Origin of the sequence: Burkholderia sp. PAMC 26561 (assembly GCF_001557535.2) — a bacterium.
Taxonomy (GTDB): Bacteria; Pseudomonadota; Gammaproteobacteria; order Burkholderiales; family Burkholderiaceae; genus Caballeronia.
The window spans coordinates 72,469-88,078 of the sequence record NZ_CP014315.1 but is presented as its reverse complement, the minus strand read 5'-3'; the positions used below and the strand labels follow the sequence as shown (position 1 = coordinate 88,078).

Annotated in this window: 15 protein-coding genes; 2 read left to right on the top strand and 13 right to left on the bottom strand. The window is 62.0% G+C overall.

The genetic code is table 11. The features are described from left to right. Window positions 1-4: 4 nt before the first annotated feature. A complete protein-coding gene (locus AXG89_RS35020) occupies window positions 5-1,141 on the bottom strand; it encodes a PAS domain-containing sensor histidine kinase (RefSeq protein WP_075358056.1) in 1,137 nt (378 codons plus the stop codon). A gap of 74 nt (window positions 1,142-1,215) precedes the next feature. Next, window positions 1,216-1,713 (bottom strand): hypothetical protein, encoded by a 498-nt coding sequence (locus AXG89_RS35015; RefSeq protein WP_231941511.1) that lies wholly within the window; start codon window positions 1,711-1,713, stop codon window positions 1,216-1,218. A 286-nt stretch (window positions 1,714-1,999) separates the two neighbouring features. Here AXG89_RS35015 and AXG89_RS35010 point away from each other — a divergent pair, with 286 nt between their 5' ends. Continuing rightward, window positions 2,000-2,809: an AraC family transcriptional regulator gene (locus AXG89_RS35010; protein WP_075358055.1), complete on the top strand. Its 810-nt coding sequence runs from the start codon at window positions 2,000-2,002 to the stop codon at window positions 2,807-2,809. 16 nt (window positions 2,810-2,825) lie between these two features. On the opposite strand, the gene AXG89_RS35005 is transcribed toward AXG89_RS35010, so the two are convergent. The 9 genes from AXG89_RS35005 to AXG89_RS34965 all read right to left on the bottom strand — a co-directional run bounded on the left by AXG89_RS35005 (window position 2,826) and on the right by AXG89_RS34965 (window position 9,974). Beyond that, entirely contained in the window at window positions 2,826-3,893 is a 1,068-nt protein-coding gene (locus AXG89_RS35005; RefSeq protein ID WP_075358054.1) for a threonine aldolase family protein, read from the bottom strand. 141 nt (window positions 3,894-4,034) lie between these two features. Then, window positions 4,035-4,550, bottom strand: a complete 516-nt coding sequence (locus tag AXG89_RS35000; protein WP_062001479.1) for a winged helix-turn-helix transcriptional regulator — start codon at window positions 4,548-4,550, stop codon at window positions 4,035-4,037. 29 nt (window positions 4,551-4,579) lie between these two features. Next, window positions 4,580-5,209, bottom strand: coding sequence for a cysteine hydrolase (locus AXG89_RS34995; RefSeq protein WP_075358053.1), 630 nt, complete (start codon window positions 5,207-5,209; stop codon window positions 4,580-4,582). 172 nt (window positions 5,210-5,381) lie between these two features. Continuing rightward, the gene (locus AXG89_RS34990; protein WP_062001481.1) at window positions 5,382-6,530 is read right to left on the bottom strand and encodes a DUF1501 domain-containing protein; all 1,149 of its coding nucleotides are present in this window, start codon (window positions 6,528-6,530) and stop codon (window positions 5,382-5,384) included. 4 nt (window positions 6,531-6,534) lie between these two features. Continuing rightward, window positions 6,535-7,929 (bottom strand): DUF1800 domain-containing protein, encoded by a 1,395-nt coding sequence (locus AXG89_RS34985; protein ID WP_075358052.1) that lies wholly within the window; start codon window positions 7,927-7,929, stop codon window positions 6,535-6,537. A 72-nt stretch (window positions 7,930-8,001) separates the two neighbouring features. Beyond that, the gene (locus tag AXG89_RS34980; protein WP_075358051.1) at window positions 8,002-8,475 is read right to left on the bottom strand and encodes a periplasmic heavy metal sensor; all 474 of its coding nucleotides are present in this window, start codon (window positions 8,473-8,475) and stop codon (window positions 8,002-8,004) included. Then, on the bottom strand, window positions 8,472-8,915 hold the full coding sequence (locus AXG89_RS34975) for a hypothetical protein (protein WP_075358050.1): 444 nt from the start codon (window positions 8,913-8,915) through the stop codon (window positions 8,472-8,474). Before AXG89_RS34975 ends, AXG89_RS34980 begins: the two co-directional genes overlap by 4 nt. After that, window positions 8,912-9,496, bottom strand: a complete 585-nt coding sequence (locus AXG89_RS34970) for an RNA polymerase sigma factor (protein WP_062001485.1) — start codon at window positions 9,494-9,496, stop codon at window positions 8,912-8,914. The genes AXG89_RS34975 and AXG89_RS34970 overlap by 4 nt, the downstream gene beginning before the upstream one ends. A 169-nt stretch (window positions 9,497-9,665) precedes the next feature. Beyond that, entirely contained in the window at window positions 9,666-9,974 is a 309-nt protein-coding gene (locus AXG89_RS34965; RefSeq protein ID WP_231941512.1) for a YXWGXW repeat-containing protein, read from the bottom strand. Between the two features lie 430 nt (window positions 9,975-10,404). Here AXG89_RS34965 and AXG89_RS34960 point away from each other — a divergent pair, with 430 nt between their 5' ends. Next, window positions 10,405-12,282 carry an ABC transporter ATP-binding protein gene (locus tag AXG89_RS34960; RefSeq protein ID WP_119024766.1) on the top strand — a complete coding sequence of 626 codons (1,878 nt, stop codon included), beginning with the start codon at window positions 10,405-10,407 and terminating at the stop codon, window positions 12,280-12,282. A 93-nt stretch (window positions 12,283-12,375) separates the two neighbouring features. On the opposite strand, the gene AXG89_RS34955 is transcribed toward AXG89_RS34960, so the two are convergent. Together AXG89_RS34955 and AXG89_RS34950 are read right to left on the bottom strand one after the other, a co-directional pair. Next, window positions 12,376-12,867: a DUF2501 domain-containing protein gene (locus AXG89_RS34955; protein WP_062001488.1), complete on the bottom strand. Its 492-nt coding sequence runs from the start codon at window positions 12,865-12,867 to the stop codon at window positions 12,376-12,378. A 183-nt stretch (window positions 12,868-13,050) separates the two neighbouring features. Then, a complete protein-coding gene (locus tag AXG89_RS34950) occupies window positions 13,051-15,495 on the bottom strand; it encodes a penicillin acylase family protein (RefSeq protein WP_075358048.1) in 2,445 nt (814 codons plus the stop codon). Between the last annotated feature and the right edge of the window lie 115 nt (window positions 15,496-15,610).

The following is a 15,610-nucleotide window of genomic DNA, read 5'->3' as shown; positions in this document are numbered from 1 at the left end:
AGCCTCATTGCGTCTTTCGGTTGACCACGTCGAGCGGCAGCTCGACATGGATGCGAAAGCCGTCGGACGGCGCGCTTTCAAAAGCAATCCGTCCTTGCAATTCATGCACGCGTTCCTGCATGCCGAGAAGTCCGAAGCTGTCCTTGCTGCGGTTCCGGTCGATCGTCGTGCCCTTGCCGTTATCCTCAATATCGAGCTGCAGGTGATCATGCGTGAGGCGCATTTCGATGCGAACCCACGTGGCTTGCGCATGACGCGTGACGTTGTTCAGCGCTTCCTGCACAAGGCGGAAAACGGCTGTCGCCGCCGTCGCTGATAAATCCAGCGGACCCGCCAGATTGTTCACCGAGATGACCAGTTGATAGCGGCCGCGAAACTCGCCTGCAAGCCATTCGATCGCGGCTTCGAGTCCCAGGTCATCGAGCATGGACGGCCGTAACCCGCCGGCTAGGCGCCGCGTGGCCGCAATGATGGAATCGATCTTGTCCTGCACGAGATGCGTGCGCGATTTTGATAGGCGCGAGTCGTCAGTGCCATGCGATAAAACCCGATCCAGCATCGCAACATCCATTTTTAGTGCGATCAGTTGCTGGCCGAGGTCGTCATGCAGTTCACGCGCGATCCGTGCCCGTTCCTCCTCCCGGGCGCTCTGCACATGCGCGGACAATGCGCGGGTGTGCTGCAAATCGATCAGCCGGAGACGGTCGGTCATGTCGCGCGTGACTTTCGCGAAGCCTTGAAGCGCGCCATCGGGCGCGCGTATTGCCGTGATCGTGACGTTTGCCCAGAATTGCGACCCGTCCTGGCGCACGCGCCAGCCTTCGTCTTCTATGCGGTCCTCGGCCTCCGCAAGCGCCAGTTCGGTCTCGGGCTTGCGGATCGCGATGTCCTCGGGCGTATAGAACACGGAGAAGTGCTGCCCCACGATCTCGCCGGCCGTATAACCCTTGATACTTTGCGCGCCGCGATTCCAGCTCACCACATGCCCGAGCCGATCGAGCATGAAGATCGCATAGTCCTGGACCGCATCGACGAGCATGCGGAAGTGAACGTCGCTTATTTCAAACGGGAACGCATTGCTTGATGAGGCGTCGTTTGCCCGTCGCGAGGAAGATGGATCGTCTGGTTGGTCGACCGGCACGTGATTCTCCCGCTTGGATTGCTCGCAAAACCGTCATCACTCCCGCGCGCCGCTGGCCGCGGAAGATCAGACGGTCACTTCTTCAGGCCATCCATCAACTGAACGGTCTCGTAGTTCTGGACGAGTTTTTCCAGGCCGCGCACCACATCGGCTTCCATTTCAAGCAGCGCCTTGTCACCCTGGAATCTCGCGCGAACGGCCGGATGAAAGCGAGTATTGATGAAGTCGCTGATTTCCTCGATATGCTCGAGGGTCCCCGAATCCGGATAAAGAACCGTTTTTGGGGACGCGGCATCGTAGAAAAGATTGTGCTTCCACTTGGGCACGAAGTTCTCGGGCTTCGTATCTGTCACCAGGAACGAGCCGATCAACTGGAGCTTGCCCTTCATTGTCTTTGGGGTCAGAAACGTCCAGACCTTGCGGGGGAGACGTTCCTTCATCCCCTCCAGCTTGTCGCCGTTTGAACCCAATGTCCCGATGCGCCCTTCCTTGATGTCCGACGCATAATCTTTCCAGTAATAGAAAATATCCAAAGCTTGTGACCCGTTGTTCCTGTAGTTGCTGGTATGCACCAGTCGCAGCCGAGACTCTGCCTACGCCCGGCTGGGCATGACTGGGGCGCTTATTTGTCGTTCAAAAATCGATCACGATGGCTTTCGAGCGTCGCTCGTATTTCCCGATCATATCGCGCCGGACGAACATTCTCGAAACAGCGCTTCGTGGACGGGGTATTGCCCGATTTTAATTTCATACGTCAAAGAGCTGGCGTGCGGCAAATCCTATGCTGAATCGGTCGGAATGCCCGCTGCATGAATCGACGCTAGAATCAGGTTTCGAATCACGTGCAGCCATCGGAATATGCCAGATAGCGTCGCCTACCATCGTAGCAACTTGACTCCCGGTCTTGTGCTTGGCGAGGCGCGTTTTTCGGATTTTCGCTTCGAGCGTCATTATCATCTGGATTACCACGTGGGCATGGTGACCGAGGGAGTCCAGCGGCAGCGGCATCGTGGCAATACGGAATTTCTCGCGCCCGGACGGATCTCGCTCATGCCGCCGGGCGAGATACACGATGGCGATCGGTATGGCGACGGCGCATATGTGCTCAAGACTTTTCGTTTATCGCCCGAGCTTCTTGGCGCCGTGGCCGAAGAAATCTCGGGCTCGAATGCCGAACCGACCCCTGCCGGCGCGCTCCTCGAAAACGCCGGACTGGCGGCGCGTCTGATCAACCTGCACAGCACGATGCAGGCAAGTGCCGCAGCGTCGCCGCTGGCGTTGCAATCGGAATGGTTGACGTTGTTCGACCGCTTGTTCACGCAATCGCGCGTGGTCGCGCCGCAGTCGGTCAAGGGTAGGTTGCGCGCCGAGGACTGGCATCGCGTGAAAGATTATTGCCACGCGCATCTGGCGCACAAGATCACGCTGGATGAACTCGCTGCGCTTTGTGGGTTGGAGCGATTTCATTTCCTCAAGCTGTTCAGGCAGACCGTTGGCATGACGCCGCACGCGTGGCTCGTGCGGTTGCGGCTTGAACAGGCCGCATCTATTTTGCATTCAACGTCGCGAAGCATTGCCGATGTCGCGCAGGACGTCGGTTTCTACGATCAGAGCCATTTCAACCGCGCGTTCCGGCGTGCATTCGGCGTGGCGCCATCGCGCTATTGATACGCTTCATGCGGTTTTAACCGGCAAGCCGCGCGACGTTGGCGATCAGGTTATCGACGTCTTCAGTGGTCGTCGCGAACGACGTCACGAAGCGCACCACGCCCGGTTCCCATCGGTCGTGGTAGAACACGAACCCCGCTGCCAGAAGCCCTTCAATGACCGCTGCCGGCAAGCGGCAGAAGAGAATGTTCGCTTGCGGCGCGCCGAAGATCTCCACGCCCTCCAGGTCCTTGATGCCGTCCTGAAGGCGCCGGGCGGTGTCGTTTGCCTGGCGTGCATTGCGCAGCCATAGATCATCGGTCAAATACGCGTCCATCTGTGCTGAAAGAAAGCGCATCTTGGAGAACAGATGGCCGGCGCGCTTGCGCCGGTAACCCATCTCGGCGGCCAGTTTTTTATCGAACAAAACGATGGCTTCAGCGCATGGAACACCATTTTTTGTTGCGCCAAAAGACAGCGCGTCGACGCCTGCTTTCCATGTCATTTCAGCGGGCGTGCAATCGAGCGAGACGAGTGCATTCGCAAAGCGCGAACCGTCCATGTGCAGGCCGATCGAGGATGCGCGGCAGAGGTCGCCCAGTTCGCGGATTTCATCGAGGCTGTAGATGCTGCCCACTTCCGTAGCTTGCGTGATGCTGACGCACGAAGGCTGCGTCACGTGGACGTCGCCGACCTTGACGTTCGCGGCCTTGCGCAGGTTCACGGGGTCGATCTTCGCGGACGGCCCGTCGACAGAAATCAGCTTCGCGCCGTTCGTATAAAACTCGGGCGCGCCGCATTCGTCATTGTTGACATGGCTCGACGGGTGGCAAAAGACGCTGCCCCAGGGCGGCGTCATGGCCGCGAGGCACAACGCGTTTGCCGTCGTTCCAGTAGGCACGAGAAACACATCCACGTCGCGCTCGAACAGTTCGGCAAGCTTGCGTTCGACGCGCGCCGTGAGCGCATCGCCGCCGTAAGGCGTTGACTGGCCCGTGTTGCAGTCCACCATGGCTTCAAGGACTTCCGGCGAAGCTCCGGCAATGTTGTCGCTCGAGAAGCCGAGGGCGGGTTCTTTGTGTGTCGATACAGCTTGCTGATTCACGAGTCGGTCCTTTCTGCGGCGGCAAGGGGTGCGCTTCAAACTCGTGAGCTTAGTGAAAACCTGATCTGTACGCTTGTATAAAATTGATCGGCGTGACCGCCGTAAATCAGTGCGGCTTTTTACGGCAGCGCGCCAGACCGTTCACGAATCGCCGCTGCGCCGTGCCGCCAGGAACGCCGCCTTCCTTTCTTCTCTTTCCGCCGCAAAGGCAGGGCTGATGGTCGCGTGGGTATCGTCAAAAGAAAATGGCTTGCTGCCTGGAGTCGGCCGCCACGATGCATCGACAACCTTCTTGCTGCGCTTATGCACCAGATGCACCGCCGGTTCCGCCTTGCCTTGCGGGTCGTCCCACTTCATTTGCCACGCACGAAGCAGGAGCAGGACTTCATCGAGATCCTTGCCTTTGGCCGTTGCGTGATACTCGTATCGCGGCGGCCGTTCGTTATACAGGCGCCGCTCGATCACGCCGTCCTTCTCGAGGCGCTTCAGTCGTGTCGACAACAAAAACGACGACATGCCCGTCTGCGCCTGGATTTCCTCGAAGCGCCGCGAGCCCATGCTCAGTTCGCGCAGAATGAGCAGGGTCCAGCGGTCACCCACCACGCTCAACGAGCGCGCGATGGGGCAGACACTTTCGCAAACCTCGTCCCAACTCATCCTTCCTCTCCGCTATCAAACAATCGGGTTCACGCAACATGCACTGGCAGCTTCGATAACAACTCGTCAGTCGTCAATATAGCGTGCGCGAACATGGGGGCGTTGGTTTGCGCCGCGACCATTCCCGCATGGCTGAATGCAGCGGTCGCGTCTTTTACGAGCGTCACATGATAGCCGAGCTCCATGCCGAAACGGCCCGTGGACTCAATACAGCTATTCGCGATCAGGCCGACAAGGATGATCTTCTGGATGCCATACTGCTTGAGTTGCAGGTCGAGATCCGTATTGGCGAAGCCGCTTTGCGCCCAGTGTTCCTTGATGACGACATCGCCTGGTTGCGGACCGAATTCCGGATTGAACTCGCCGCCCCACGTGCCGACTTCGAACGCCTTGGTCGGCAGTCCCGCCTGCTGGAACATGTTGATGTGCTGCCAATGATCGAAGTCGCCGGGATGCGAGCGGTGATGCGGAACGATAAAAACCTGAATGCCTGCTGCCCGCACCGTGGGGATGATCTGGCGGAGATTGTCGAACATGTGCGACGCGTCCGCGGTCTCCTTGATCGCGTTGAAGAGCTTGCCGCCCTCGGTCATGAAGTCGTTGTACGGATCGACGATCAACAGCGCGGTGTTGTGTTGCTCATAGTTCGATGCAGACATGGCGGCTCCCGGAAAAGTGGAAATGGATGAATCAGGCAACGGTGACCGAATGTTACTTCAAAAATGAAGGCACAACAAAAAAGATGCCGTTCCATTGGCGGCGCTTGGTCGCCCGTGGCACGGCATCTAAATGTTCATTAAGAACTTAAGACTTTTAGAACGCTTGAGAAACTCAGGTCCGAAGCAGCCGCGTCGACATCGGGCTTGCAGCTTTTTGATTGAACAGCGTTGCTCTGACCCGCGCCGGATCGAGACCAAACGTCTCGCCGGCCGCCGCTGCAATCAACGAGTCGAGCCCGAGCGTCGGCCGCAAATCGCGCCCCTGGTAAAGCGCCGACGGCGCAAGCCCCGGCCAGTCCGCAAGAATCCTGCCGCCTTGCACGCCGCCGCCCAGCAGCATTGCCGCCGATGCCGTCCCGTGGTCCGTCCCGCCCGTCCCGTTCGCCGCGGCCATGCGTCCGAATTCTGTGGCGACCAGCACCGTCGTGTTGGCCCAATGGTCGCCGAGTTCGTCGCGCATCGCGGCCATCATGGTGTCGAGCGCCTTTAGTTGCGCGCCGAGCCGCTGGTTCTGCGCGGTATGCGTGTCCCATCCGCCAGTTTCGATCATCGCTATGCGCGGTCCGTCGGGACGTCCCAGGAAGCTCGCGGCGAGCTTGCCGAGGCTCGCGGGGTCCTGGCGTGCGCCGGCATCGGCGGCGAGGCCGCGTGCGTCCATGGCGGAGGTCCAGAGCGCGTGAAGCTGTGCATCGCCGGAATAGAGCTGCGTGACGCGTACAAGCAGATCGTCGGGCGCTTGCGGAAGTCCGGACGGCGCGTATGAAGTCACGTCGGCGCGGCCGCGCAGCGCCAGCGGAACCGTGGGCGCAAGCGCAATGGCGTTTGCCTTCGCTGCCGGCAGCATCGAAACAAGCCGGTTCAGCCAGCCGTCCTTCATCTGGTACGGGGCGGTCCCGCCGGTTTCGAGCACATTCTGTCCGTCGAAGTGCGAGCGGTCCCGGTACGGCGATGCGACCGCGTGCACGAACAACGCCTGCTGCGCGGCGTACATCTTCGCGGTTTCGACCAGCGATGGATGCAGCGCGAACGTGCCATCGAGTTTCGTCGCGGACGACGGATCGATTGCCAGCGCGCCGCGCAGCTTCGCGTAAGCAGGATCGGCATAAGGCACGACGATGTTGAGTCCATCGGCGGCGCCGCGCTGGATCACGAACACAAACCGCCGGTCCGATTCCACCGATGCAAACGCCATGCGCGATCCGACCAGCATCGAGCCGACGCCGGCACCTGCGCACCACAAGAAATTTCGACGCGAGATCATGGCGTCATCTCCTTTGAAAATCGGGGGAAACCAGCAGGAGTGCAAGCGCGGTCGGCGCGCTTTCGGCGCGGGATAGTTCGGATGCCGTAGCATCGCTGAGCGATCCAGCAAGCAACTGATTGCCGAGTGTACGGGCATCGAGCGTATCGCCCACGCGCGCGGCGAAGCGCTGGGCCATTTCTACGCGGCGCACGAGCGCATCGGGGGCGGCCCAACTCGCGGCGATATCGTCGTAGCCGGCAGGGGAGCCCGGGCGCCACACCGGCTGGCCGAGCTGCGTGAGCAAAGGCGCGATCTGCAAGGCGCCGATATCAGTATGGCCAAGGCCTCGCATCGACGAGACGGTCCAGTCCCAAGGCGTCTTGAACTTGGCATCGACAGGTGACCACGCTTCCGGCGAATCGATCAGCACCTGGTACACGCTCGGCAGGTCACCGTTCGTGGCGCTGAATACACCGGCGAGGCGTTCGACGAGCGATGGCGGCGGGTTATCGGCGACAAAATGCCGTGCGAGTTTGCCGGCGATATGCTGCGCCGTTGCGGGCGAAGCCGCCAGATCGTGCAGCACGGCAAGCGCCTGTTGCTCGCCGGGCTGATCGTACTGGCGACCCATGACCGTGCGCGCACCCGGTTCGTGTTGCGGTTCGCGAAACACGAACTGGCCGGGCGCGGCGTCGTTACGACGCGGACCCCCTCCCATCCCGCCGATACTCCACCCCGTCAGCGCCCGCGCGAATTCCGTGACGTCTTCCTGCGCGTAGCCGCTGCGCACGCCGAGCGTATGCAACTCCATGATCTCGCGCGCGAGATTTTCGTTGAGCCCGGGCCTGTTCTCCGGATGCCGCGCGGCGGCGCGTTCTGCTGCAGGGCTATCCGGGCCGACCGAGCGCGCCTGATCGAGGAAAATCTGCATGGCCGGATGACGTTCGGCTGCGACCAGCATGTCCTCGAAACGGCCAAGCACGTGCGGACGAATGGCCTCGGTTTCAAATGATCCGGCGAGCATGCCGACTGCCGGTTTCTCCACGGATACCGCAAAGTGATTCGCCCAGAACGCCACCAGCCTTTCGATAAACGGCGCCTGCGTCTGCAACGCACTGGTGAAGCGTGCGTTCACGGCCGCGCGATACGTATCGCGCAGTTTTTCGTTGTAGGCTTTGCGTACGCCTTTTTTATCGTCGGCGCCGGCAGCACGGATCGCAACCTGACGTTCGGCAAACTCCGCGGCGAGTACGCTGCTCGATGGCTGATTTTCAAGCGCGGGCGGCACGGGCTGATAGGTTGCGCCTGTGAGCTGCGCGGCGAGCCATTGCTTCGGATCGGCGGGCGCCGTTTCTCCCGCGCGGGCGCCGAGTCCGAAGCGGTTCATCGCGATCGCAGCGGGTGTGACGTCGGTCATGTGCTCCCCACGTTTGAAATTGTCATGCTGCTTAAACGTGGAGGCAACGTGAATCCGTCGCGTTCCTGGCGGTTATTTTTTCGGTGCGGGGCCGACATGCAGCGGTCCGTGACGTTGCAACGCATCGACGAGTTTCAGCCGTTCGTCGGCGGTGAGCGTCGCGGCAAAATCCGCCACCGTGCCTTCCACGCGCGAACGCACGGCAATGTCGGCATCACGCGTGCGGGCGAGGGCGGCATCGAGCGTCGCGCGGTCGAACTGCGGCGCCTGCAGCGCCTGCACGACATCGATACGTCCCGCTCGCGCGCTCAGCACGAGCGGCAGGCTGTCACGGCGCGTCTGCCTGAGCGCATCGCGCAGTTGATCGCGGCGTTCCTGCGGCAATTCCGCGGCGGCAAAACGCAAGCCGCGCTGCTGCGCGATGGCATCGGCCTTCTGCTTTTCGATCCACCGGTACGTGCCGCCGCCGATCGTGCCGAGCAGAAAAATATTGAGCACCACCGATACCACCAGCAGCGTCTTGAGCCTCTTTGCCGGCATGGTCATTGATCGCTCCAGTCGGACGCACTGCTGTTGAACACGGTGCTTTCACCGGTTTGATCGAAGAGGCTCGGCGGGCCGCCCGCCGTTCCCGAAAGAGACGTCGTCAGCGAAATGACCAGCACGCCGGCCGCGATACCCGCCACGCCGACACCGACAAACCCAGCGCCCGAAAGCCACCACTCCGGCTTTTTCCAAGCAGGTTTTCTCGTCGATGACCCCACAGGCGACGCTTCCACGATGCGCCGTATCAAATCGTTCCCGGGCGCGGCAACCGTATGCGCCGAGAGCAGCAGATCGAGCGAACCGGCATCGGCGAGCGCAGCAAGCGCTTCCGGATCCCGCCCGGCGACCAGCGCCTGCGCGTCGGCGCGTTCGGCTTGCGGCCAATGCTCGGGCATCGCGCCATAGGCCTCGGTGAGGCGGCGAAAACGTTCGGGGGTCATCGGCGTTCCTTTCCAGAGACATGCGCGCCGCCGTCGTCGCGCTCGGCGACAAGACGGCTGCGCAACGTGCGGCGCGCCCGCGAGAGCAGGCTTTCCAGCGCGTCCACGCTGATGCCCATCACGGCGGCGGCTTCCATATTCGATAGTTCCTGGTAGTACTGCAGCACCAGCGCCTCGCGCTGGCGCGCGGGAAGCGCCGCGAGCGCAGCGGCGATACGCGCGCTGCGGGCGGTATCGTCGAGTTGATCTTCGGGGAGCGGCGCGTGGTCGGCCGGCTCCGGCATGCCGTCGTCGAGCGGCACTTCATGACGGCGGCGCAAGCGGTCATAACAAAGATTCAGCGCCACGCGATGCAGCCACGTATCGAAGCGCGCCTGCCCGCTCTGCCAGCGCGACGCCTGCTTCCAGATGCGGATGAACACTTCCTGCGCCACGTCGCTTGCCTCGTCACGGTCGCCCAGCATGCGGGTTGCGAGCGCGAGCAGACGGGGCAGCTTGCGCGCGACCATCTCGCGGACTGCGCCCGGTTCCTGTTCGTCTATGCGGGCCAGGAGGCCCGCGTCCGGATCTTCTTCGTTCAATGTGCTGGGTCTCGTCCTGAGTCTCGTCCTAGGTCTCGTCCTGGGTCTCGCTGTATTGCCCGCCCTGCTTGTTGAACAGCCGGCGCTGGCCGGTCGGGCGACCCGGCGGTGACTTTGGCCGACGTCTCAGTCAATGGCGGCCAGCGTCCGCCGAACGAGCAGCCGTGGCTCAACGAGCCCAATGCCCTTCGATCCACCGCCAGTTCGGACCGCGCTGTACCCAGTGGCCCGGCACCCAATGCGCGCCGACGCGAACCGGCCGCCAGTGGCCGGGCACCCATTCATAGCCGCGGCCGGCCCAGCGCCAGTGCCCTGCGTCCCACACGTATCCGGGACGCACGGCGGGTACGACTTCCACGCGCGGCGGCGGAGGGGCGGAGGGCGCGACAATAATTGTCTGCGCGGACGCCGAAACGCTCGCGAGCGCTGCAACGGCCGAAATCAGGACGATTGCTGCCCGGGTCTTCAATAGATTCATAACGGTTCCTCTGGCCTGTGTGACGCGCAACGTGCACGTCATCCCGGATCGTTAAACGGCGCACCGCCGAAAATCCGTCGCACAAAATTTCACCTGTGGGGTGGCCGAAAGTTGATCGCAGGTGTTGGCAAGGATCGCACACGCCTGATAAAATCAGGACTCGGTTTGACCCCGACTTCAATCCTTCACCGCAGTTCATCTCTCAAAGGGAGGCACCATATGTACGCAATGGCTATCGCTCTCCCTTGTGCTGTCTTTTCCCCGACGTCGCGACGCATTTGAGCCGCCGTCCGCGCAGGCACTAAAGCCCGCGCCAATTCCAGACAGTCCCTGATCAGTTCGCCTTCTCCATAAGGCGCGCTCCGGCTGTCGCTCTATTTTCTTTTTGACTGGATAGCTTCGCGGCGTTTCGCGCCACGAGCTTTGGCAAATGGCCAATACAAAAAAACTCGATTTCGGCGGCCGGGCGTTCAAGGATGTTCTCGGTTTCACGGTGGTTCACTGGGGCAAACAGCCCTGGCGGATCGTTGCAATCGTCGCGCTGGCATTGCTCGCCGCGCTGGCCGACGTGCTGACGCCGCTTTTCGCGGGACGTCTTGTCGATGCACTCGCCGCGGGTGCGAGCGGCAAGGCGCTCGCGTGGGAGGCAGCCGTGACCGCGTTCTGCGCGCTGGCCGCGCTGGGCTTGAGCGCCACGCTCCTGCGCCAGCTCGTGTTCATGAACATCATCGCGTTGACGTTGCGGATGATGAGTGAAATCGCCGCCGACGCGTTTCATCGTGTGCAGCGGTTTTCCACCGACTGGCACGGCAACAGCTTTGCTGGATCGACCGTGCGCAAGATCACGCGCGGCATGTGGGCGCTCGACCTGCTCAATGACACGTTGCTGATCGCGCTGTTGCCGTCGGTGGTCATGCTGGTTGGCGCAACCGCGCTGCTCGGCGCCCACTGGACCGTGATGGGCGTGGTGGTGGGTATCGGATCGCTGGTGTATATCGGCGTGACCGTGGCGTTGTCGCTGGGATTTGTCGCGCCTGCCGCGCGGCTCGGCAACGCGTGGGATACGCGCATGGGCGGCGCTCTGGCTGACGCGGTGAGCTGCAATACCGTGGTGAAGGCGTTCGGCGCGGAAACGCGTGAAGAAGCGCGGCTTGCGCGGGTGATCGGCAAGTGGCGGCATCGCACGAAACGCACATGGGCGCGCGGCACGATCAACGGCGGCGTGCAGGGCGGCATGCTCGTGCTCATGCAGGTGGCAATCCTGGGCGCGGCGCTGCTGCTCTGGAACGCCGATAAAGCCAGCGTCGGCGACATCACGTTCACGCTCACCATGTTTTTCATGCTGCAGGGTTATTTGCGCGAAATCGGCATGCATGTGCGCAATCTGCAGCGTTCGGTCAACGACATGGAAGAACTCGTGTCGCTCGAGGCGCAGCCGCTGGGTATCGAAGACAAGCCGGGTGCCGGACACATTGCGATCAGCAAGGGCGAGATTCGTTTCGAGCACGTGACGTTTTGCTATGAAGGCCATACCACGCCGCTTTACGACGATTTCTCGGTCCACATCAAGTCGGGAGAACGCGTTGGCCTGGTTGGGCATTCGGGATCGGGCAAGACCACGCTGATCAAGCTTATTCAGCGTCTTTACGATGTCTCGGGCGGGAAGATCACCATCGACGGGCAGAACATTGCCAATGTGAAGCAGGCATCGCTGCGAGGCCAGATTGCGATCGTCCAGCAGGAGCCGGTGTTGTTTCACCGGTCGCTTGCGGAGAACATCGCGTATGCGAAGCCGGGCGCGACGCGGGCGGAAATCGAGCGTGCGGCCAGGCTTGCGAGCGCGCATGATTTCATCGACAGGTTGCCGCAGGGTTATGACACGCTGGTGGGCGAGCGCGGCATCAAGTTGTCGGGCGGCGAGCGTCAACGCGTGGCGATTGCGCGTGCGTTCCTTGCGGATGCGCCGGTGCTGATACTCGATGAAGCGACGTCGAGCCTCGACAGCGAAAGCGAAGTGCTGATCCAGCAGGCAATGGAACGGCTGATGGTCGGCCGGACCACGCTGGTGGTGGCGCATCGGTTATCGACGGTGCGCTCGCTTGACCGGCTGCTCGTGCTCGACAAAGGCCGGATTGCCGAAGAGGGCAGCCACGACAAATTGATCGAACTCGATAACGGCTTGTATCGCCGGTTGTATGAGCGGCAGGCGCTCGGCTTGATGAAGGAATTCGATCAGCCCGTGCTGTCGAAGCAAAAGGCAACTGGTTACATCGGCATCGGCGATCCGACCTTGGCGTCGGGCACGTGATGTGAAGCCATAAAAAGCGTGAAGCAAAAGAAAATGGTCCTGGAAAAACCAGGACCGTTTTTTAATTGTTTCACCAAACCAGCCTTACATTGCTTACTGGCCCATGCCGATCAACGACTTGCCTTGCGAAAGAATCTTGTCGCAAACCTGCTTGGTGACCTGTTCTTTCAGGCCGCCACCGCTCAGGTCCACCTGCTTGCCGTTGCTGCTTTTCAGCAGACCGTTTGCGCCGTCGGTATAACCGCTGTCCTGCGATGCCGCCGACGTGCCGCCCAGCTTGCTCATCAACGAATCCTTCACCGTCGACGCGCTGCTGGCATTCACATAGTTGTTCTTGATACAGAACTGCAGCACGCCCGCGACGTTGCTGGTGCTGCCCGATGACACCGATTGCCCGGTCAGCGCGCTGCCCATGCTGCCAAGGCTGCTGAGTCCGCTCGATGACCCGTCGGAACTTCCACCTCCCTTCAGCAGGTTGCCAAGTTGCGCGTGTGCGGCGGACATGGACAAAAACGGCAATGACAGCGCAATGGCGACGCCTGCAATGGTGGTTCGAACTGAGTTTTGCGTGTTGCGGACTTTCATGCGGTACTCCTTCAGATAACAAAATCAAGCTTCTAATATAGTGCCTTTCGCGCGAAGCCGGATCAGAACGCGGCTTGTTTGCGGCCATGCAGGGTTCAGAGGACGTAATCGACGAATTGGTTCCGCGTAACGCGTCAGGACATACAAAAGTTACAGAGTCCGAAGTAACGGCGCGCGCCGTTGCTAACGCCGAACCAGTTCCAGCCGGTGCACGGTTTCACCGGGCATGAAGGATGTTGCATCGCCGCGAACCCAGGCCTCATGTCCCGCCATGAAATACGGTGACAGCGGATTTCCCGACTGGCCGCCTGGCATTTCGAAGATGCCGTCCTGCTCGCGTCCAGGGGACACGATCATGCGCTCCGATGCACCGAATGAAGGCGTTTGCACGCGCGGCATGTTGAAGTCGCCCGGCAGCGCATCGTGCGGTGCGCCAAGCCAGCCGCGCACCCATGGCAGCCACGATGGCACAAGCCGCGCAAACGGATGTTCTATAACTGCACGATTGCGTGCGCCCCAGCTTGCATCGGCGAGTGTTGTGTCTGGTGGCAATTGCGCGATCGCATGATCGATTCGGTCGAGCATGAAGGCGCGCCAGTCGGCAACGCCATCCGGCACCCACGCACGATGCGCGGCGAGCGTTTCCATCACCGCTTCATAGCGCGAATTTGCGGCGCGAAAACTGAGCTGCGGACCGGCTGCGGCGAGTTCTGCATCGAGCCGTCCGAACCAGGCATCGTAGAGAGAGAAATAGAACGCGCGCACGAGGCGGTAACCGGTGGCATCGGCATCCGCGCGGCCGTTCCATGTTTCGATCAGCCGTCGGAATTCCGCGCGTTGCGGGTGATCTTTAAGCGCGCTGGCGTCTAGCGCCGAGAGGGCGATGCCGCGCCAGTTCTCGATCCAGCGCGCGCGGTCGTCGGTCTGGATCGCGAGCATGTCGCGCTCCGTGGCGTGCGGCAGCGCGAACAGGTCGTCGCGAATCTGCGCTGCACGCGCGCCGAGGTCGGTGCCGGCATCGCCTGCGATTGCGGCCTGATCGAGCGGCAAGGTGCGATTGTTCGCGCTCCAGAGCCGCCCGAGCGGCGGGCTGATGCGCGAAGGGTAGGCAGCGGGTGCGAGATAAGCTTGCCATCCGCGATACATCGTCGAATCGAACGGCAGCTCGCTGAGTGGTCCCGTGGACGGGTCAGTGGCGGCGTTGCGTTTGGGCAGCGGCCCGGCAAGCGTCCAGCCGATTTCGCCACGCGAATCCGCGACCATGAAATTCTGCGTGGGAATGCCGCTGATTTGCGCGGCGTGGATCGCGTCCGCGACGTTCGTGGCATCTTCCAGTTGCTGTAGGTTCAGGTTGACGGCCTCGGGATCGTGCGCGGTCCAGCGCAAGGCATAGGCGGTCTTGTCTGGACCGGCGATGATTTGCGGACCCCATTGTGTATCGATGACCGGCAAGTCCACGGGCGCGCCGCCCTTCACCAGGATGCGCTCATGAACAACGGTCGCACGCGCCCACTTGCCGCCTGCAACGCGATATTCCAGCGGATCGGCGGGATTGCGCTGCAACACAATCAGATCGATGAAACGGCCATAGCTGTTCGTAAAGCCCCACGCGATCCGTTCGTTGCTGCCCGCGATCACGAGCGGTGCGCCGGGCAGGGTGACGCCTGTGATGCGGCGCGGCTGGCCATCGGCTGCGGGCCACGTCAGCGACATCCTGTACCAGATGTTCGGCAGCGAAAGACCCAGGTGCATGTCGCTCGCGAGGATCGCGCCGCCGTGCGCGCTGTGGGCGGCATCGACTGCCCAGCCGTTGCTGCCGATCATCGAATCTGTGATGGCAGTGCTGCTGTGCTTCGTGTCTTTCGATGCCCGCAGCCAGTCCGGGCGGGTTGCGGGCGGCGAAGGCTGTTGTTCGGTGGAAGGCGTTGCAGTATCGAAGGGTGCGTCCCAATGGCTCGTTGCGGGCAGCAGGAATTCATACAAGTCCGCCGGCACCCGTTCGCGCAACGCAGCGCGCGACAGAATGTGGCGGACTTCATCGGACTGCAGGTCGAAGTACATTGCGTAGACGGCCAGCAGCGTGTCCTCCGGACGCCAGGGCGCCGGTGGCGTACGCAGCACCCAGTATTCGAACGGACGCGAAGCCAGCGCCGCGAGCCCGTCATTGACGCCGGCCGTGTAGCGTTCAATCAACCCCTGCTGGGTTGCCGGCAGCGCGTCGAATGCCTTGCGCGCCCGTTCGCGAAATCGATGCGGCCGGTTGCGTCGATCCAGTTCGAGCGCTGCGGGGCCGATCAGCTCGGACATCTCGCCGGCGGCGACGCGGCGCAGCAGATCCATCTGGAAGTAGCGATCTTGCGCTTGCGCGAAGCCGGTGCCGAACGCGACGTCACCGCGCGTGCTGCCCTTGATGGTCGGCGCGCCGAGGTTATCGCGTTCTATGCTGACCGGCGCATGCAACGCCGAAGTCGCCGCCGATGCATGCATGCCGTCGAGTTGCGCAAGGCTGCCGCGCAAGGTGATCCAGCCCGCGATTCCCGCCACCAGGATCATCAGCATCAGGAGGCACAGGATTGCGACCAGCGAGACGAAACAGCGCCTCTTTGTCAGTGGGCTCGGACGGTTCATTGCGCGCGGTATGGGCAGACGGCAAAGAACATAGCACGGCTGTGGCTGCAGCAGTGTGAAGCGGGGAGCGCCGGATCGACAGCAGTATTGCCGATTACACGGAGCGCGCGCCTCT